The sequence below is a fragment of the Saccharothrix espanaensis DSM 44229 genome, assembly GCF_000328705.1.
GTDB classification, from domain to species: domain Bacteria; phylum Actinomycetota; class Actinomycetes; order Mycobacteriales; family Pseudonocardiaceae; genus Actinosynnema; species Actinosynnema espanaense.
The window spans coordinates 8,381,854-8,401,028 of the sequence record NC_019673.1; the positions used below are offsets into that span (position 1 = coordinate 8,381,854).

General features: G+C 72.3%; 17 protein-coding genes. 4 read left to right on the forward strand and 13 right to left on the reverse strand.

The features are described from left to right. Position 1: 1 nt before the first annotated feature. A complete protein-coding gene (gene rsgA / locus BN6_RS36655) occupies positions 2–1,009 on the forward strand; it encodes a ribosome small subunit-dependent GTPase A (protein ID WP_041319303.1) in 1,008 nt (335 codons plus the stop codon). 155 nt (positions 1,010–1,164) lie between these two features. Here rsgA and BN6_RS36660 read toward each other — a convergent pair whose 3' ends face one another. Then, positions 1,165–1,461, reverse strand: coding sequence for a hypothetical protein (locus BN6_RS36660; RefSeq protein WP_015104922.1), 297 nt, complete (start codon positions 1,459–1,461; stop codon positions 1,165–1,167). A 40-nt stretch (positions 1,462–1,501) separates the two neighbouring features. Continuing rightward, a complete protein-coding gene (pruA, locus tag BN6_RS36665) occupies positions 1,502–3,142 on the reverse strand; it encodes an L-glutamate gamma-semialdehyde dehydrogenase (RefSeq protein ID WP_041315398.1) in 1,641 nt (546 codons plus the stop codon). Between the two features lie 37 nt (positions 3,143–3,179). On the opposite strand from pruA, the gene BN6_RS36670 reads away from it, so the two are divergent. Continuing rightward, the gene (locus BN6_RS36670) at positions 3,180–3,548 is read left to right on the forward strand and encodes a VOC family protein (RefSeq protein ID WP_041315401.1); all 369 of its coding nucleotides are present in this window, start codon (positions 3,180–3,182) and stop codon (positions 3,546–3,548) included. Positions 3,549–3,553: 5 nt separating this feature from the next. On the opposite strand, the gene BN6_RS36675 is transcribed toward BN6_RS36670, so the two are convergent. The 3 genes from BN6_RS36675 to BN6_RS36685 are packed head-to-tail and all read right to left on the reverse strand — an operon-like array spanning position 3,554 to position 6,094. Further along, positions 3,554–4,045, reverse strand: a complete 492-nt coding sequence (locus tag BN6_RS36675; protein WP_015104925.1) for a DUF6912 family protein — start codon at positions 4,043–4,045, stop codon at positions 3,554–3,556. Beyond that, a complete protein-coding gene (locus BN6_RS36680; protein ID WP_015104926.1) occupies positions 4,042–5,427 on the reverse strand; it encodes a WS/DGAT/MGAT family O-acyltransferase in 1,386 nt (461 codons plus the stop codon). Before BN6_RS36680 ends, BN6_RS36675 begins: the two co-directional genes overlap by 4 nt. 10 nt (positions 5,428–5,437) lie before the next feature. Beyond that, on the reverse strand, positions 5,438–6,094 hold the full coding sequence (locus BN6_RS36685; protein WP_015104927.1) for a phosphotransferase: 657 nt from the start codon (positions 6,092–6,094) through the stop codon (positions 5,438–5,440). Positions 6,095–6,313: 219 nt separating this feature from the next. Here BN6_RS36685 and BN6_RS36690 point away from each other — a divergent pair, with 219 nt between their 5' ends. Beyond that, positions 6,314–7,057, forward strand: coding sequence for a TrmH family RNA methyltransferase (locus BN6_RS36690; RefSeq protein ID WP_015104928.1), 744 nt, complete (start codon positions 6,314–6,316; stop codon positions 7,055–7,057). 380 nt (positions 7,058–7,437) lie between these two features. Here BN6_RS36690 and BN6_RS36695 read toward each other — a convergent pair whose 3' ends face one another. Next, complete coding sequence (locus BN6_RS36695) at positions 7,438–7,845, reverse strand: HAD-IA family hydrolase (protein ID WP_173430504.1); 408 nt, start codon at positions 7,843–7,845, stop codon at positions 7,438–7,440. 57 nt (positions 7,846–7,902) lie between these two features. On the opposite strand from BN6_RS36695, the gene BN6_RS36700 reads away from it, so the two are divergent. Beyond that, positions 7,903–8,241 carry an Rv3235 family protein gene (locus tag BN6_RS36700; protein ID WP_015104930.1) on the forward strand — a complete coding sequence of 113 codons (339 nt, stop codon included), beginning with the start codon at positions 7,903–7,905 and terminating at the stop codon, positions 8,239–8,241. An 84-nt stretch (positions 8,242–8,325) separates the two neighbouring features. Here BN6_RS36700 and secA read toward each other — a convergent pair whose 3' ends face one another. From secA to BN6_RS36735, 7 genes are all read right to left on the reverse strand, one after another. Continuing rightward, positions 8,326–11,205, reverse strand: coding sequence for a preprotein translocase subunit SecA (secA, locus tag BN6_RS36705; RefSeq protein ID WP_015104931.1), 2,880 nt, complete (start codon positions 11,203–11,205; stop codon positions 8,326–8,328). 989 nt (positions 11,206–12,194) lie between these two features. Continuing rightward, a complete protein-coding gene (gene hpf / locus BN6_RS36710) occupies positions 12,195–12,887 on the reverse strand; it encodes a ribosome hibernation-promoting factor, HPF/YfiA family (RefSeq protein WP_015104932.1) in 693 nt (230 codons plus the stop codon). Positions 12,888–13,316: 429 nt separating this feature from the next. Next, positions 13,317–13,952, reverse strand: a complete 636-nt coding sequence (locus tag BN6_RS36715; protein ID WP_015104933.1) for a ComF family protein — start codon at positions 13,950–13,952, stop codon at positions 13,317–13,319. A gap of 84 nt (positions 13,953–14,036) precedes the next feature. Then, positions 14,037–15,779, reverse strand: coding sequence for an LpqB family beta-propeller domain-containing protein (locus BN6_RS36720; RefSeq protein ID WP_015104934.1), 1,743 nt, complete (start codon positions 15,777–15,779; stop codon positions 14,037–14,039). 37 nt (positions 15,780–15,816) lie between these two features. Beyond that, positions 15,817–17,544 (reverse strand): MtrAB system histidine kinase MtrB, encoded by a 1,728-nt coding sequence (gene mtrB, locus BN6_RS36725; RefSeq protein ID WP_015104935.1) that lies wholly within the window; start codon positions 17,542–17,544, stop codon positions 15,817–15,819. A 10-nt stretch (positions 17,545–17,554) separates the two neighbouring features. Further along, positions 17,555–18,232: an MtrAB system response regulator MtrA gene (mtrA, locus tag BN6_RS36730; protein ID WP_015104936.1), complete on the reverse strand. Its 678-nt coding sequence runs from the start codon at positions 18,230–18,232 to the stop codon at positions 17,555–17,557. Between the two features lie 186 nt (positions 18,233–18,418). After that, positions 18,419–19,060 (reverse strand): dTMP kinase, encoded by a 642-nt coding sequence (locus BN6_RS36735; protein WP_015104937.1) that lies wholly within the window; start codon positions 19,058–19,060, stop codon positions 18,419–18,421. Positions 19,061–19,175: the final 115 nt, after the last annotated feature.

Genomic DNA, 19,175 nt, shown 5'->3' on the forward strand with positions numbered 1-19,175 from the left:
CGTGGCCCGCGACTGGCACCGCCTGGACGAGTCCGACGTGCGGGTGCGCCCCGGCAAGGGCACCCGGCCGCGCAGCAAGCGCCGACCCGAGCACGCCGACGCGGTGACCGCGATGGTGGTCGGGGTGGACCGGGGGCGGTGGACGTGCGCCGTGGACGACGACCCGAACCGCCTCGTGATCGCGATGCGGGCCCGCGAGATGGGCCGCACCCCGGTCGTGGTGGGCGACCGGATCGGGCTGGTCGGGGACACGTCCGGGCAGCCGGACACGTTGGCGCGCATCGTGCGGGTCAACGACCGCCGGTCGGTGCTGCGGCGCACGGCCGACGACACCGACCCGTTCGAGCGGGTGGTGGTGGCCAACGCCGAGCAGCTGGTGATCGTGTCGGCGCTGGCCGACCCCCAGCCGCGCCGGGGGTTCATCGACCGGTGCCTGGTGGCCGCGTACGCGGGCGGGCTGGAACCGCTGCTGTGCTTGACGAAGTCCGACCTGGCCTCGCCGGACGAGCTGCTCGCCGCCTACGCGGAGCTGGACCTGCCGGTGGTGGTGACCCGCTCCGACCAGGACCCCGACGAGCTGCGCCAACGCCTGGTGCACCGGCTGTCCGCGCTGATCGGCCACTCCGGGGTCGGCAAGTCGACCCTGGTCAACCGGCTGGTGCCGGACGCGAACCGGGCGGTGGGCGTGGTCAGCGGCGTCGGCAAGGGCCGGCACACCTCGACCCAGGCGGTGGCGCTGCCGCTGCCCGAGGGCGGCTGGGCCGTCGACACGCCGGGCATCCGGTCGTTCGGGCTGGCGCACATCACGCCGGACGACATCGTCGGCGCGTTCCCGGGCATGAGGGCGATGGCCGAGGAGTGCCCGTCCGGCTGCGGCCACCTGGGCGCACCCGAGGACCCGGACTGCATGCTGGACGAGCTGGTCGGCACCGGCGAGGCGTCACCGGGCCGGCTCGCCTCGCTGCGCCGGCTGCTGGAGTCGCGCGGCAAGTTCGAGGAGTACGACTAGGAGCTGTTCGGGGCTCGGATCTTGGTGCGGGCCGCTGGCGTGCCGGGGTGGAACACGGGGGTGGCGCGTTGCGCTCTGTTCCGCACCGGGTCAGGATGGCGCGACGTCCCGGAACGGTGCGGGCCGTGATCCGAGCCTCGACCGGCTCCTGGCGCTCACGGCTTGTCGAGCGGCCGGGGCGGGGTGAAGCTCGCGAGGATGCGTTCGGCGGGGATCTCGCCGACGTACTGCACGCACGTGCACGGCGTGGTGTGCTCGCCGACGTACTTGGCCCTGGCCTTGGTGGTGCCGTGGCACTTGCCGTGCTCGTCGTGGAACGACAGGCCGTGCTCGCAGCCCTCGCAGATCGCGCGCGGCGGGCCGGTCGGCGTGCGCCGGCGGCCGGTCAGGTTGCCCAGGCCGAAGGCGGCCATGGCGATGACCGCTCCGGCGATCAGCGTGACGGGGTCCATCGGGAGTCCTGTTCCGTGGCGGGATGTCCTGCCACGGAACCTACTCCGGCGTGGCCGCGCCCATGTGCGGGTACCGGTGATCGGTGGGCGGCACGAACGTCTCCTTGATCGACCGCGGGCTGATCCAGCGTTGCAGGTTGAAGATCGAGCCCGCCTTGTCGTTGGTGCCCGACGCCCGCGCGCCGCCGAACGGCTGCTGCCCCACCACGGCGCCGGTCGGCTTGTCGTTGACGTAGAAGTTGCCCGCCGCGAACCGCAGCGCCCGCCCGGCCCGCTCGACCGCCGCGCGGTCGGTGGCGAACACCGCGCCGGTCAGCGCGTAGGGCGAGGACTGGTCGACCAGCTCCAGCACGTCGTCGAACCGGTCGTCCTCGTAGACGTGGACGGACAGGATCGGCCCGAAGTACTCGGTGGTGAAGACCTCGTTCGTCGGATCGGTCCCGACCAGCACGGTGGGCCGCACGAAGTACCCGACCTCGTCGTCGCACGTGCCGCCGGCCAGCACCTCGATGCCCGACTCCGCGTGCGCCGCCTCCAGCGCCGCCTTGTGCTTGGCGAACGCGCGGGCGTCGATCACCGCGCCGCCGAAGTTCGCGAAGTCCCTGACATCGCCGTAGGTCAAGGAGTTCGTGACGTCCGCGAGCTCGTCCCGGATCCCGGTCCACACCGAACGGGCGACGTAGGCGCGCGACGCCGCCGAGCACTTCTGGCCCTGGTACTCGAACGCGCCGCGCACCAGCCCGGTCACCAGCGCCGCCGGGTCGGCCGACGGGTGCGCGACCACGAAGTCCTTGCCGCCGGTCTCGCCGACGATCCGGGGGTACGAGCGGTACGTGTCCAGGTTGTCGGACATGGTGCGCCACAGCGCTTTGAACGTGTTCGTGGACCCGGTGAAGTGCAGCCCGGCGAAGTGCGGGTCGGTCATCGCCACCGCGGACACCGCGCGCCCGTCGCCGGTGACCAGGTTGATCACGCCCGGCGGCAGGCCGGCCTCCTCCAGCAGCAGCATCGTGTGGTGCGCGGCGAGCTGCTGGGTCACCGACGGCTTCCAGACGACCGTGTTGCCCATCAGCGCGGGCGCCAGCGGCAGGTTGCCGGCGATCGCGGTGAAGTTGAACGGGGTGATCGCGACGACGAACCCGTCCAGCGCGCGGTGGTCGAACCGGTTCCACACGCCGGGGCTCGACTCGGGCTGCTCGGCGAGCAGCCGGCGGGCGAAGTGCACGTTGAACCGGAGGAAGTCGATCAGCTCGCACGCGGCGTCGATCTCGGCCTGCTGGGCGGACTTGGACTGGCCGAGGACCGTGGCCGCGTTGAGCGTGTCCCGCCACGGCCCGGCCAGCAGGTCGGCGGCCTTGAGCAGGATCGCGGCGCGGGCGTCGAAGGGCAGCTCCCGCCAGCCCGGCGCGGCCCGGCGGGCGGCCCGCACGGCGTCGGCGACGTCCTCGTGCGTGGCGTTGCCGGTGACGCCCAGGACGTGCCGGTGGTCGTGGGGCTGGACGACGTCGACGGGGTCGCCGCCGGCCATCCGCCGCACGCCGTCGATCGTCTGGGTCAGCTCGTGCCGCTCGCCCTCGAGTTCGGCGACGCGGCGTTGCAGGGACTCGCGTTCGGGACTGCCGGGTGCGTACCCCCGAACCGGTTCGTTCGCCGGATCGGGTACCGAGGTGACCGCGTCCATGTGGTCATCGTGGCACGCGGTAGTACGGTGCGCAGCCGTGGCGAAAGTGACCGGCATCGGCGGGGTGTTCCTGCGTGCCCGCAACCCGGTGCGGTTGGCGGAGTGGTATCGGGCGAACCTCGGCGTGCCGATGAGCGAGCACGGCGCGGTGACCTTCCACTGGGTGCGGGAGGAGACGACGACGTTCGCGCTGTTCGCGAACGACACCGAGTACTTCGGCGAGCCGGGTCAGCGGGCGATGCTGAACCTGCGCGTCGACGACCTGCACGCGCTGCTGGGCAGGCTGCGCGAGCGGGGCGTCGAGGTGCTGCCGCAGACCGAGGACTCGGAGTTCGGCCGCTTCGGCTGGGTGGTCGACCCGGAGGGCAACCGCATCGAGCTCTGGGAGCCCGCGCCGGGAATGTGAACTCGTTACATGAGTTCCAGGACGAACGGGAGTTCCTGGGCCGCGTACCAGGCGAGTTCGTGGTCCTCGGCCTCGCCCAGGGCGAACTCGGCGTCCGAGTCGCCCAGGTCCGCCGCGTCCACCACCTCGACGGCTTCCGCGACCGCGTCCTCGGCGTCCGAGGTGTCCAGGTGGATCGCCGCGATCTGCTTGAACGGGATGGGGCCGGCGATCTTGACCACCGAGAAGTCCAGGTCCGGGCGGAGCTTCACGTCCTCCACGTCGACCGAGACGACCGCCCGGCGCGGCACCGGCTTGTCCTCGTTGGACAGCAGCCGCAGCGACGCGCGCGCCGCGTCCAGCATCGCCGAGTACTCCAGCTCCTCGGTGTCGCCGGTCGCGTAGGACTCGCGCAGCGCCGGGGTCAGCGCGAAGCCCGTGCCGCCCACCGGCGCGAACTCGCCGCGCTCCACCAGGTCGCGCAGCATCGCGACGGTCGCCGGGAGGTACACCCTCATTGAGACACCGTTCCCATCAGTTCCTCCACGGACTCCTCGACCATCGCCGCCAGGACGTCCACGTCGGACATCGCGTCCCGGTCGGCGTTGAGGCCGAAGTACACACCACCGTCGTACGAGGTGACGCCGATCGACAGCGCCTGGCTCTTGGCCAGGGGCACGACCGGGAACATCTCGGTCATCTTCGCCCCCACCGCGTACAGCGGCACCTGGGGGCCCGGCACGTTGGTCACCACCACGTTGAACAGCCGCCGGGAGAACGAGCTGGCCGCCCGCGCGCCCAGGGCGTGCAGGGTCGGCGGCGCGAACCCGGAAAACTTCACCAGGGTCTGCGCCGCGACCTGCTGGCCGGACTCCTGGTGGGCGCGCATGGCGTGGCTGACGTGGTGCAGCCGCACCACCGGGTTGGGCTCGCCGACCGGCAGGTCGACCAGGTAGGCCGAGACCTGGCTGCCGTTCGTGTCCTCGTCGCGGATCGACAGCGGGGCCATCGCCCGCATGGTGGTCTGCCCGGTGACCACCTCGCCCCGGGAGAGCAGCCAGTTGCGCAGCGCGCCGGACAGCACGGCCAGCACGCCGTCGTTCACCGTGCCGCCGTGCGCGCGGCGGATGGCGCGGAACTCGTCGAGCCGCGTGCGGGCCACCGCGAAGCGGCGCTGCGGCGAGATCCGGACGTTCAGCGGGCTGCCGGGCGCGGGCGTGGCGGCGGTGCGCACGGCCGACGCGAGCCCGCCCAGCGCGCCGGCGACCTTGCGGACCGTGGCCACGGTGTCCATCGCCGCGCTGCGGACGTTCTCCACCAGCTCGCCGGGCCGCTGCACGACCTCGGCCACGGCGTCGGCGACCAGTTGCAGGCCGCTGGGCTCGGGCTGGGGCATCCACAGCGCCTCGACCGGCCGCCGGGGCGTGGCCGACACGTCCAGGATGACCTGGCCGATCTCCGGCGCGCCGATGCCGTCCACCATCGCCTGGTGGGTCTTGGTGATCACCGCGGACCGGTTCCGGGCCAGGCCCTCGACCAGGTAGATCTCCCACAGCGGCCGGGTGTGGTCCAGCGGGCGCGACATCAGCCGGGCCACCAGGTCGTGCAGCTGCTGGTCGGTGCCCGGTCTGGGCAGCGCGGACCGGCGCACGTGGTAGGTGACGTCGAAGTCCGGGTCGTCCACCCAGACCGGCCGGGCGAGCCGGCCCGGCACGTGCACGACCTTCTGCCGGTAGCGCGGCACCAGGGCCAGCCGCTGGTCGATCAGGTCGACCAGGCCGTCGTAGTCGAAGCCCGCCTTCGGCCGGCGGAACACCGCGACCCCGCCGACGTGCATCGGCGTCGTGGAGTCCTCCAGGTACAGGAACGAGGCGTCCAGCGCGGACAGGCGGTCGGGCATGGCTGCCAGGCTAGTCGCTGCAACTCTCCACGAGCTTGCGCACGGCTCTGACCTCGATCGGGTCGCGGGAGTGCCGGGCCAGCCGGATCTCCGCGGCGGCGGGCATGGCGCGGCGCGCCTCGCGGTCCACGCCGGACAGGAACCCGCGCACCAGCCGGGACCGGGCCAGCCGCTTGAACGGCCGCAGCGGGGCCACCGCGATCGTCAGCCAGCTCAGCGCCACGTCCACCCGGCGGTCGCCGCGCTGCGCCGACGCCCAGTCGACCACCACCGGCCCGGCCGGGCCGAGCACGACGTTGCCGGGGTGCAGGTCGAGGTGCAGCAGGCAGCCCTCGCCGGGCAGGAAGTCGGGCGCGGCCACCGAGTCCAGGCAGCGGTGCAGGTCGGCCAGTTCCCGGCCGAGCTGACCGGCGCGCCACGGCTTGGCGTCGAGTTCCTGCGACATGCGCGGGCCCGGCACGTACTCCATGACCAGGTCGCCGCCGTCGACGTCGTGCACCCTGGGCACCGGGATGCCGCGCGCGTGCAGGTAGCGCATCAACAGCGCCTCGGGCTCCAGGTCGCGCCCGGCCCGGCTGCGCTTGAGCAGCAGGCCGTCCGACCGCAGGTAGACGTCCGCCTCCCGGCCGCTGGCCAGCAGACGGTGCGCCTCGTTGCGCGGGGTCATGTGACGATCATCATGATTGACAGCTCGGAAACAAGCCCCAAACGGGTGCACCCCCCGCCCCCACCCTCGTCCCACCCCACCCCCACACACGCGTGGCCGCGTCGGACTGTCGCGCCGCCTTCCACCCCGATCACGCTCTTCGATCGGGGTGGAAGACGGCGCGATGGGCCGACTTCAGGCGGTCACGCCGCCCCGACGGAGTCGGGGCAAGATGACACAGTGGAGATCTCGCCGAAGGATCGGTTTGTCACCGTGTACGGCCGCAAGCCGGTGTTGGAAGCCCTTGACGACGCCCGGCTGGAAGTCGACAAGGTGCTGCTCGCCGAAGGGGCGCGTGGGCCGGCGGCGAAGGAGATCCTCGACGCGGCGAGCCGGCGCGGGGTGCGGGTGCAGCGGGCGACCGCGCAGCGGGTCAAGGTGCTGGCCGGCAACGGGCGGCACGACCAGGGCGTGCTCGCCGACGTGGTCGCGCCCCGGATGCTGCCGCTCGCGCACGCGCTGGAGCACCGCCCGGCGCGGATCCTGCTGCTCGACGGCATCACCACGCCCGCGAACGTCGGCATGATCCTGCGCACCGCGACCGCCGCCGGCATGGACGGGATCGTCGTGCCGCGCCGGGGCGTCGCCTCGATCGACCCGCTGGTGGTCAAGGCGTCCGCCGGGGTGGCGTTCCGGGCTCCGGTCCTGAAGTGCGCCACGGCGGGCGAGGCGGCGGCCGAGCTGACCGCCGCCGGGTACCCGGTGTACGCGCTGGACGCGGGCGCGCGGGAGACGATCTTCAGCGCCGACCTGCCCGAACGCGCGGTGTACGTGCTGGGCAGCGAGACCGACGGCATCTCCGACGACGTGCGGCCGCACGTCACCGGGTGGCTGTCCATCCCGATGGCGGCGGGCGTCGAGTCGTTGAACGTGGCCAGTGCGGCGGCGGTGCTGTGCTTCGAGGTGGTCCGCCGGCACGGCTGACCGGACCAGCTGCGGCGCGGGCGCCGGAGGGCCACTCCGACACCCGCGCCGCTTCACTGCGGGCGACCCGACGTCGCAGTCGTCCGGGCACGTGCTGCCCGGCGCGCGCCGTCCCGATCCGCCCCCGGTGTCTCCGCCTCGGCGCCGCGAACCCGGTGCGGGGCGACGTTGCCGGTCTCACCCGGGCCGATACCGGCTTCGCAGTACGCCACCACCCGAGGTATCGCCGCGCCGTCCCGAAGCGGCGGAACACCGAAAGAACTCCCCGTTGGCCACGCTGTGGAACTGTCCTTCCATTCCAACCGGATCGAAGGCAGGTCGCAGCGCGGGGACGGACAACCCTCCGCACGGGTGGTCGGACCGCAGCGGACGGTCACCGGCTAACCCCGCAGGGGGAACTCCAACAGCACTTCGAGCTCCTCCAGCGTGGCGTGCACCGACCGGTGGTGCACACCGACCATGCCGACCGCCGCCGCGCCCCGGACGTTCACCGCGAGGTCGTCGACGAACACGCAGCTGCCCGGGTCCAGGCCCAGCCGCTCGGCGACCAGCAGGTAGATCCGCCGGTCCGGTTTGGCGCAGCCGGCCTCGCCGGAGGTGACCACCGCGTCGAACAGGTCGCGCCACCGCTCGGGCGGGGCCCACAGGCCGTCCGCGTTGGACAGGATCGCGGTCCGCAGGCCGTGCCGGCGGGCCTGCCGGGCGGCCGTGACCAGCGGCGGCTCGTCGCCGGCGGCGTCACCGTGATCGGTGAGCACCCCGCCGAAGTCCAGCACCAGACCGCGCACACCCACCTCCACCAGGTGATCCCGGTACCCCGCCGACCCGCGCCGGCTCTGTTCAGCATGTCATCCCCGGTGCGCGTGCTGCGCGCCCGCACGTCCACCGCCCACCGCCGGGCCCGCCGGCTGCTCGCGGTGGTGGTCGAGGCCGTGGCCGGGCGGCGGCCCCGCCGCCAGGTGGCCCGGGTGCTCGCCGCGCCGGCGGCGGTCGGGGTGGGACGGGCGGTGGCCGTGCCGCGGACCGTGCGGCTGGGCGCGACCCGGCTGTGCCCGACCGCGGCGCAGGCCGTCGAGCTGTGCGGCGTGCTGGTCAACCGGGGTGGCCGGGTCCGCGCGCTGGCCGCGCGGATCGAGTGGACCGGCGACCAGTGGCGCTGCACCGAGTTCCACGTCCTGCCCTGACCGGTTCCTCGATCGCACGTCCGCCGGCAGACGTGCGAATGCCGCCGGACCCGGAGGCCCGACGGCATTCGGCACCGAACAGCCCTACTGGCGCGGGCCCTTGCGGTTCGCCTTCTCCTGCGCACGGGCCGCCGCACGGCGTTCCTTGCGGGTGCCGCCGCCCTGACCGCCGGTACCACCCTGCTGCGCCTCGCCGCTGGTCTCGGCGTCACCGCTCTCGGACGGACCGCTGTAGGTCAGGCCCTGCTGGCCGCCCCGCTGGTCCAGGCCCTTGCCGCGCAGCGCGGGCGGGATCGCGTCACCGCTGGACAGCTGCGCCAGCGCGGGGCCGGCGGGCGCGTCCTGCGGCGGCGAGTCCTGCGCGGCGGCCGCGGCGGCGGCGCGGGCGCGGGCCCGGCTGCCGGTCAGCGGGCCGGCACCGGCCGCGAGGGACACCTGCACCGGCGGCTCGGGAGCGGGCTCCGGCTCGGCCGCCTCGACCTGGAGGTTGAACAGGAAGCCCACGATCTCCTCGCGCAGCGCTTCGAGCATGCCGTTGAACATGTCGAAGCCCTCCCGCTGGTACTCGATCAGCGGGTCGCGCTGCGCCATGGCGCGCAGGCCGATGCCTTCCTTCAGGTAGTCCATCTCGTAGAGGTGCTCGCGCCACTTGCGGTCCAGCACGGACAGCAGCACGCGGCGCTCCAGCTCGCGCATCGCGCCCGGACCCACCCGGCCGTCGATGTCGGCCTCGCGCGCCTCGTACGCGGCCAGCGCGTCCTCCTGGAGCTTCGCCTTCAAGGACTCCTTGGTGAGGTCCTCGTCGTCGGACTCCAGCAGCGCCTTGTGGTCCAGGGTGATCGGGTACAGCGTCTTGAGCGCCGTCCACAGCTTGTCGAGGTCCCAGTCCTCGGCGTACCCGTCGGCGGTCGCGCCGTCCACGTAGTCGCCGACCACGCCGGTGATCATGTGCTCGACCTGCTCGCGCAGGTCTTCACCGGCCAGCACGCGGTGCCGCTCGGCGTAGATCACCTTGCGCTGCTCGTTCATGACCTCGTCGTACTTGAGGACGTTCTTGCGGATCTCGAAGTTCTGCTGCTCGACCTGGGTCTGGGCGGACCGGATCGCCCGGGTGACCATCTTGTGCTCGATCGGCACGTCGTCGGGCACCCGCAGGCGGGTCATCACGTTCTCGACCATGGCCGCGTTGAAGCGGCGCATCAGCTCGTCCTTGAGGGACAGGTAGAACCGCGACTCGCCCGGGTCGCCCTGCCGGCCGGACCGACCGCGCAGCTGGTTGTCGATGCGCCGCGACTCGTGCCGCTCGGTGCCCAGCACGTACAGGCCGCCCGCCGCGCGGACCTCTTCGGCCTCGGCCTTGACCTCGTTGCCGATCTCCTCGATCAGCTTCGACCAGGCGGTCTCGTACTCCTCCGGGTTCGCCACCGGGTCGAGGCCGCGCTCGCGCAGCTCGTGGTCGGCGATGATGTCCGGGTTGCCGCCCAGCACGATGTCGGTACCGCGGCCGGCCATGTTCGTGGCGACGGTGACCGCGCCCTTGCGGCCGGCCTTGGCGATGATCAGCGCCTCGCGGTCGTGGTGCTTGGCGTTGAGCACCTCGTGCGGCACGCCCTTCTGCACCAGCAGCTTCGACAGGTACTCGGAGCGCTCGACGCTGGTCGTGCCGACCAGGACCGGCTGGCCCTTCTCGTGCCGTTCGAGGATGTCCTCGGCGACCGCCTCGAACTTCGCCTCCTCGGTCTTGTAGACCAGGTCGGGCTGGTCCTGGCGCTGCATCGGCCGGTTGGTCGGGATCGGCACGACGCCGAGCTTGTAGGTCTGGTGGAACTCGGCCGCCTCGGTCTCGGCGGTACCGGTCATGCCGCCGAGCTTGGCGTAGAGCCGGAAGTAGTTCTGCAGGGTGATCGTGGCGAGGGTCTGGTTCTCCGCCTTGATCTCCACGCCCTCCTTGGCCTCGATGGCCTGGTGCATGCCCTCGTTGTAGCGCCGGCCCGCCAGCACGCGGCCGGTGAACTCGTCGACGATCATGACTTCACCGTTGCGGACGATGTAGTCCTTGTCCTTGGTGAACAGCTCCTTGGCCTTGATCGAGTTCTGGAAGTACCCGACCAGCGGCGTGTTGGTGGAGTCGTAGAGGTTCTCGATGCCGAGCTGGTCCTCGACGTACTGGACGCCCTGCTCGGACACGCCGATCGTGCGCTTGCGCTCGTCCACCTCGTAGTGGACGTCCCGCTTCATGCGGGTGGCCAGCCGGGCGAACTCGACGTACCAGCGGGACGACTGGTCGGCCGGGCCGGAGATGATCAGCGGCGTGCGGGCCTCGTCGATCAGGATCGAGTCGACCTCGTCCACCACGGCGAAGTAGTGGCCGCGCTGGACCATCTCGTCCTGGCTCCACGCCATGTTGTCGCGCAGGTAGTCGAAGCCGAACTCGTTGTTCGTGCCGTAGGTGATGTCCGAGTGGTAGGCGGCCCGGCGCTGCTCGGGCGTCATCTCGGAGAGGATCACGCCGACGGAGAGGCCGAGGAAGCGGTGGATGCGGCCCATCCACTCCGCGTCGCGCTTGGCCAGGTAGTCGTTGGTCGTGACGACGTGCACGCCCTCGCCCGCGAGGGCGTTGAGGTAGGACGGCAGCACCGAGGTCAGGGTCTTGCCCTCACCGGTGCGCATCTCGGAGATCTGGCCGAGGTGCAGCGCCGCCCCGCCCATCAGCTGCACGTCGAAGTGGCGCTGCCCCAGGGTGCGCTTCGCGCCCTCCCGGACCACCGCGAACGCCTCGGGGAGCAGCTCGTCCAGCGTCTCGCCGTCGGCGTAGCGCTTCTTGAACTCCTCCGTTTTGCCGCGCAGCTCCGCGTCGGAGAGGTCGACGACATCGTCTTCGAGGTTGTTGATGTGCGCTGCGATGTTGCGCAGGCGCTTGAGCATCTTGCCTTCGCCGGCGCGGAGCAGTCGGGACAGCACCATCTCGGGTCGACCTCATTACCTCATCGCGACGCGCCCGCGCACGGGCGCCTTCCAGCGGTTCGCCACGGCCATGGCGAACCCACACCACCCGCCATCGTAGGCAAGTCGTGAAGGTGTGTGCACAGACACAGGTAGGAAGGGGTGCGGAACGCCGAGTGACGACCCCGCCGACCCCGCCCGGCGGCGGGCGGGGTCGCCCTGGGTTCCGCGCACGTCGCCGCGTTCGCCGCCGGGTCGTCGTCGGGTCGCGGACCGGCCTGCGGACCCTCCGGAGGTGGACTCCGCAGTGCCCGGCACCTACCTCCGGTTGGCACCATCGCCGCAGGTGAAAATGGGTGTGTTCGATGGCAGGGGGCGTCGCCACGACCGCTGGACGGGGTGGTGGCCGGGCTGATCCTGGGTTCGACCACGTGCGCGTGCGGTGGGTGCCGGTGCGGCTCGGACCACCGGGCGGGCAGGTCGGTGCCGAAGCTCGGACGACTGGGAGCAGGGCGCGCTTACCAGTTGACCGGTGCCGGCGCGTCGGCGGCGGGTTTGTCGTGGGAAGGGGCAACGCCGGCCGGCGGGCACGGGGGTCGTGGACGCCGGCGGCGGGCATGCGGTCCGGGACGCCGGTGGTCGCCACGGGTGTGGGGCCGGCGGTGGAGGTCGAAGGCCGGTGGGCGCTTGCGCGGACTCGGGCCGGGCGCGGCTTGGTTCGGCGTACCGCCGGTGTTGCGCGGTGCGGGTGGCCGGGCGCGGTCGGGCGAGCCGGTGTCGGGTTGCCCGTGGTCGGTCGGGTGCCCGGGTCGAGTGCCCGGGACGGGTGCCTGGGTGGGGGGCGTCGGTCGGTCAGGCGCGGTGGTGGGGCCGGTCCGGTGGTGAGCCGGGCGCGCTGCCTGCCGAGTCGGCGCGGATCCGCACCTCGGCGGTGCGGATCCGGGTCACGGCCCCCGGCGTGCAGAGGACGCCGGGGAGCCGCGAACGTCTGGGGGTGGGGCCGGCTTCCCTCAGGCCAGCCTGATCACGCCGTAGTCGAAACCCTTTCGGCGGTAGACGACGCTCGGACGACCGCAGTCCGCGTCGGAGAACAGGTAGAAGTCGTGGCCGACCAGCTCCATCTCGTAGAGGGCCTGGTCCACGGTCATCGGCTTGGCGGTGTGCTCTTTCTCGCGCACGATCTGGCCGGGCAGGTTGGCGTCGGCGTCCTCGTCCCACCGTTGCTGCGCGGGCACTTCCGCCATGCCCCCGTAGGCCGGTTCGGCGTCCGGGGCGGCTTCGAGCACTGCGGTGTGCCCGAGCCACAAACCCTGCGCCTGTCCGTCCTGCTCGGAGAGGACGGGTGGTGCCGCGAGTCCGCTGGTCGCCTCGGCGACCGACGTCGGGCCCCGTCGCCCGTGGTGCACCCGCCGGCGATCGTGCGAGCGGCGCAGCCGGTTCTCCAACTTGCTGACCGCCGAGTCCAGTGCGGCGTAGAAGTCGCCCGCACACGCCTCGGACCGGATCACCGGGCCACGTCCCTTGCCCGTGATCTCGACCCGCTGGCAGTTCTTCGACTGGCGGCGGTTCGGCTCGTGGAAAAGCTCCACGTCGAAGCGGATGACCTTGCGGTCGTATCGCTCGAGCCTGGCCAACTTCTCCACGACGTGCACCCGGTAGTGATCGGGCACCTCGACGTTGCGGCCCTTAACGACGATGTCCATACACGACCTCCCTCGCGTTGCTGCGAGCTATGGCTTCGGATCGTTGCGGCACCGGTCCCGCGATCGCCTTCGCGAGTTGTCGCTGAGGGTTGTCCTCAGGGCTCCACCGGCGCCAGGGTCATGGGCTGTTCGCCTCCTCCCCGCGTGCCGGGAACGCTGATAGCGGTGCACGTTAGCCCGGTATTCGCCGCTGCGACAGCCCCCGGGGCGGGGGAACTCCATGATTTTCCGGACGTGACGCTCAGCGACGAAAAACGGGCACCGGCAGTGCGCCAGGCGGGCGCGGCGAACTGGGGCGCGAACGGAGACTCACCCGTTCGACCCAGCCACCTGCCGACAGTCGTCGGCTGGGTGGCTGCGCCGAACAGCCTCCGCAAGCACCTCATATCCGGCCAACGGACGAACGGCCCGCGGGGTTCCCCATCAGAATCACCCGTGTGGGTGGGATCCGCGAGTCGACGTCAGCGTCAGGACGGCCGGTACCCGGAACCCGCCGATCTTCAACGCCGAGACGCACGCGGCTGCCGTCGCACCCGTCGTGACCACGTCGTCCAGCACCACGACGCCCGCTCCGGGCGGCGGGAGACCCCCTCGGACCAGCCGCACGCGGCCCGCCAGGTTGGCCCGCCGGGCCGCCGCGTCGAGCCCCACCGAGTCGGCCACGCCGGGCGCGAAGGCCAGCGCGCGGGCCAGCGGCAGGCCGGCGCACCGCGCTACTCCCACCAAGTGGGAACCACCGCGCCGGCGGACGGCTGCGCGGCGTGACGGCGCGGGCACCAGCCACCAATTCCGGCAGCCCGCCGGACAGCCCGGCAGTTTCGGCACGGCCGCCGCGACGAGCGCGCCCAACACCGGCGCGAGGTCACGCCGGCCGCGCTCTTTGAGGGCGAGCACGAGTTCGCGACCCGGACCCCGGTAATCGGCCAGTGCGAACACCGGTGGGCCTTTGCCCGGCACGGGCACCCGGCGGGGCGGGCCGAACGCGGCGAGGCACCGCGCGCAGCAGCGCGCACCCTCGACTCCACAGCCGGCGCAACGGGGCGGGAACAGCAGGTTGATCAGCACGTGATCGAGAGTGCCGGCCGGGTACGACAATTTTCGGGCGCGCGAATCCCGAACTGAGAGCCCCCTGGGGCAGGCTCTCAGAAATCAGCCGGGATAGAAAGCCTGGGCGCCCGTTTCGACCTTCACCGCGGTGCTCGCCCGCCACACGTCGCCGACGTCGCCCGCGCTCCACAGCCCGCTCTGGTCGACGGCCACCACGTTGCGGCCCGGCGCGGCGGTCACCGAGCTCACCGGCACGGTCAGGTTCGAGGTGTTGTAGCGCTCGATCTTGAGCCCGTCGATGTTCACCTTGGCGATCGGCCAGGACGCCAGCGACGTGCTCGCCACCAGCACGTCCTGCGCCAGCCAGTCGACCGCGATGGTCGCCGTGCCCAGGACGGTCGGCTGGAGGTTGCGCGGCAGCCGCAGCGAGACCGACGAGTCCGACCCGCGCACCACCGCTGCCACCACGAGCCGCCCGCCGACCACGGCCGCGACCCGCGTGCCGTCGCGCGAGAGCCGCAGCTCGGTGATCCCGCCGAACAGGCTCAGCTCGGAGGCGTTCACCGCGTTCGCGGTCCACCCGGCGTCGGTCTTGTTGACCCGCACCACGTTCGCGCCGTCCGCGACCGTCCACACCTCCGGGCTGGGGTCGCCCGGCCGGCCGCTGAGCAGCCACGTCGGCCGGGTCAGCGTCGAGGCGGGCAGGTCCACGGCGGCCAGCGCCTCCTCCAGGTTGCCCACCCGCAGCCGCACGGTCTTCGGGTCGACCCGGCTGACCACGGCCAGTTCCGTGCCGTCGAGCGACTGCGCGGCGCTGACCACCTGGTACTCGCCGGTCCCGGCGGGGCCCCGGACGGGTTCGCCGTTGGCCAGCCGGCGGACCAGGCCGCCGGTCGCCACCAGGCCGCTGAGGTCGGCGTCGGGGGTGATCAGGGCCTCGCCGGACTGCACGTCGGCGGGCCGCCACTCGATCTGGTCGGTCGAGATCGGCGCGCCCTCCACCAGGATCCGGATCCGGCTGCTGGTCACGCCCGCCAGCGACTTCACCACCTGGGCCACGATCTGCTTGCGCAGCTGCGCGGTGAGGTCGCCGACCTTGGTCAGGTCGACTTCCAGCGCGCCGTCGTCCGCCTCGTGGGTGTCCTTGCGCTGCGCCGCGCCGTTGGGCACCGCGGTCGCCAACGCGCCACGCAGGCCCACAGCGGGGCCCTTGAGCAGCAGTTCGGTCACACGGCGCGGGATGGACGTCGACGGCGGGACCACGACGTAGCGCGGGTCGGGCACCAGGACGCCGAAGTCCGGGTTGTAGAAGTAGAGGGTGACCCGCCGGTAGTTGGCCTGGAAGCCGACCAGGGGCACGTAGATGCCGTCCGGCGGGTCGGAGATGCGCCACTCGCCGTCCTTGTCGGCCTCGATGCCGACCGGGGCCGTGAGGTCGCCGACGCGCTGCACGAACGAGCTGTCGACCTCCAGCGAGCCGATGTTCTTGCCCTGGAGCATCACCGTGCGGTGCTTGGCGTCCGCGGGCAGGTCGCCGCCGCCGGTGGGGACGGTGTTGAACGTCGTGTCGATGACGGTCGGGGTGACCTTGGTGTCCCAGTTCTTCCGGGCGTCCTCGGTCAGGTAGGCCTTGGCCGCCGCGTAGTCGGCGTCGGGGTTCGCCGAGGCGTTGACGAACTCGCGGACCAGGCTCAGCGGGTCGATGCCCTTGGTGGGCTTCGGGGCGGCGGCCTCGGTGGCGCTGCCGGCCGACGGGTTCACCGCGATGGGCGTCGTCTGCGTGGGGATGGCGGCGCACCCCGTCAGGGCCGCCAGGCACGCCACCACCGCTACCAGCCGCTTCACCGGGCCTCCCCCGCTCTCGTCGCACCCCGCCCGGCGGTCACCGGACCTCCTCGCGATCGCCCGTCACGGGCTGCGCGGGCTGCCAGGTGATCTCCTCCTCGGTCAGCTCGACCTCACCGGTCGGCTCCTCCGCCGGCTCCTGCCCGGCCACCACGGCGGGCAGGTCCGGCGGTTCCAGCGGCAGCGGGCTGCCGGTCAGCTCGTGGCCGTGCCGGCAGGGCACGGTCAGCCGGAACACCGCGCCGTACCCGCGCTCGCCCCACGCCTCCAGCCACCCGCCGTGCAGCCGCGCGTCCTCCAGGCTGATCGACAGGCCCAGGCCGGTGCCGCCGGTGCGCCGGTTGCGCGACGGGTCGGCCCGCCAGAACCGGTTGAACACCAGGTCCGCCTCGCCGGGCCGCAGACCCACGCCGCGGTCGCGCACGGTGACGGCCACCGCGTGGTCGTCACTGCGGAGGGTCAGCTCGACGGGCAGGCCCTCGCCGTGGTCGATGGCGTTGGCGAGCAGGTTGCGCAGGATGCGCTCGACCCGCCGGGAGTCCAGCTCGGCGGTCACCTCGTGGTCCGGCAGGTCCATCACGATCGTGGTGCCGCTGCTGTTCGCGATGGCCCGCACCGAGTCGTGCGCGCGCCGCGCGAGCACCCGGATGTCGACCAGGTCGGCGGCCAGCTCCTCGACGCCCGCGTCCAGCCGGCTGATCTCCAGCAGGTCGCCCAGCAGCGACTCGAACCGGTCCAGCTCGTCGACCAGCAGCTCGGTGGAGCGGGCCAGGCCGCCGGGGAACTGCTCGCGGGACGCGTGCAGCACGTCCGCGGCCATCCGCACGGTGGTCAGCGGGGTGCGCAGCTCGTGCGAGACGTCGGAGGTGAACCGGCGCTGGAGCTGGCCGAACTCCTCCAGCTGGTGGATCTGGCGCTGGATGCTCGCGGCCATCTCGTTGTACGACTCGGCCAGCCGCGCCACGTCGTCCTCGCCCACCACGGGCATCCGCTCGTCCAGGCTGCCGTCCGCGAACCGCTCCGCGATCTCGGCGGCCTGCCGCACCGGGCGCACGACCTGCCGGGTCACCAGGTTCGCGATCACCGCGAGCAGCAACAGCAGCACCAGGCCGCCGACGACCAGCGTCGACTGCACGACCTCGGCCGTGGACTGCTCGCCGGTCAGCGGGAACAGCAGGTAGAGGTGCATGGCGCGGGCGGAGCTGTTCACCGGCTTGCCGACCACGAGCAGCGTGGTGCGGCCGGTGCTGCGCTCGACGGTGGTGATCTGCCAGCCGGCGCTGCCGCGTTCGAGCATCTTGGTCAGGCTCGCGGGCACGTCCTGCCACGGGCCGACCGCCGTGGGCAGGCCGTCCGAGCCGACGCCGACCGGGTCGGACAGCACGGGCTCGAACGCGCCCGCGCCGGACGAGGTCGCGTCGAGGCCGGAGCCCGCCGCGTTGATCTTGTTCAGGGCGGCGGTGAACCGCGACTTCACGCTGTCCGGGCCCGGGTTGAGGCCCGACAGGTCGGGCTGCACGGCCGCCGCCGACGCCTCGGTCTGCCGGATCGCCGCCTGGGTCTTGGTGTCCAGCAGCTGGCCGGTGATCTGCACCTGCAGCACCATGCCCAGCACGAACACCACCGCGGAGGACAGCGCGAGCGTGCTGACCACGACCCGCAGCTGCAACGAACGCCGCCACAGGTCGCCGAACGCGGCGGCGTGCCGCCGGGCGCGCTCGACCCCGCGTCGCAGCTCGCGGACCGCGGGATCAAGCACGCTCATCGGACACCGATCACGGAGGGCCCGCCTTGTACCCGACGCCGCGGACGGTCAGCACCACCTCGGGGTGCTCGGGGTCGCGCTCCACCTTCGAGCGCAGGCGCTGCACGTGGACGTTCACCAGCCGGGTGTCCGCCGCGTGCCGGTAGCCCCACACCTGTTCGAGCAGGACCTCGCGGGTGAACACCTGGCGCGGCTTGCGGGCCAGTGCCACCAGCAGGTCGAACTCCAGCGGGGTGAGCTGGATCGGCTTGCCCTCGCGCAGCACCTCGTGGCCGGGCACGTCGATGGTCAGGTCGCCGATCTGGAGCACCTCGGCGGGCTCGGCCTCGGTGCGCCGCAGGCGCGCGCGGATCCGCGCCACCAGCTCCTTCGGCTTGAACGGCTTGACCACGTAGTCGTCCGCGCCGGACTCCAGGCCGAGCACGACGTCCACGGTGTCGCTCTTCGCGGTGAGCATGACGATCGGGACGCCCGACTCGGAGCGGATCGCCTTGCACACGTCGATGCCGTTCATGCCCGGGAGCATGAGGTCGAGCAGCACCAGGTCCGGTTTCAACTCGCGGAGCGCGGGCAGCGCGCGGGCGCCATCGGCCACCACCGCGGTATCGAACCCCTCGCCCCGCAGCACGATGGTCAGCATCTCCGCCAGAGCGGGGTCGTCGTCCACCACGAGCACGCGTGCCTTCATACCCACCATCGTCCCACTAGTGGTCGGACCCCCACGCACCGCCCAGTACTCATCGCCGCTGGTCGCCGCACGGGTCCGCTCGGTCATCGGTCTCGGTCGCCGTTCCACGCGCCCACCTCGCACTCACCGCACGGGATTCTTCAGCGACTCATCGGCGGGGCGGTCACGTTTCGTTACTCCGTGAGACTAACGGGTGAAATACCGGTCTAGCAGACCATCCATCCGCAGGTCGACCGTGCCGTCGAGGACCTCCCACGGCGACAGCCAGTGCGCGGCGGCCAGTTCGTCGTACACGGCGCCGCAGCGGCTCTGAAGGTCGTCGTCGGACTCGTAGACGTCACGTTCGCGCTGTTCGGACGTCTCCCGGTGGGCGGCGCGACTCTGCGCGACGGCGCTCGGCACGCGCAGCAGCAACTGCAAGTCCGGGATCGGCAACCCGAAGCGGTCCACCTCCAGCGCGCGCAGCCAGTCGACGAACTCGCCGTCCGCGTGCTGGCGCAGGCGTGCAGCGCCGTACGCGGCGTTGGAGGCGATGTACCGGTCGAGGAGGACGACGTCGTAGTCGAGGAGGTCCGCGCGAATCCGGTCGGCGGCACCCCGGCGGTCCAGCGCGTACAGGACGGACATGCCGTGCACGGAGTCCGTCAGGTCGCCGAGCCGGCCGTGCAGCGCGTCCCGGACGAGTTCGGCGTGGATGTCGTCGTCGTACCGGGGGAACGCCCCGGTGGCGACTTTGCGCCCCTGCACCGCGAGCGCGTCGGTGAGCGCCTTGGCGAGGGTCCGCTTGCCCGCGCCGTCCAATCCCTCGATCACGACGAGTTTTCCCACGCCACCACCCTAGGGGGCGATCAAAAACCTCGATCGGCGGCATGACTTCGCCCAGTCGGGTGACTGGAGATCTTTCTCTCACCAGATCGAGTGACTACGGTGAACCCAATTCGGG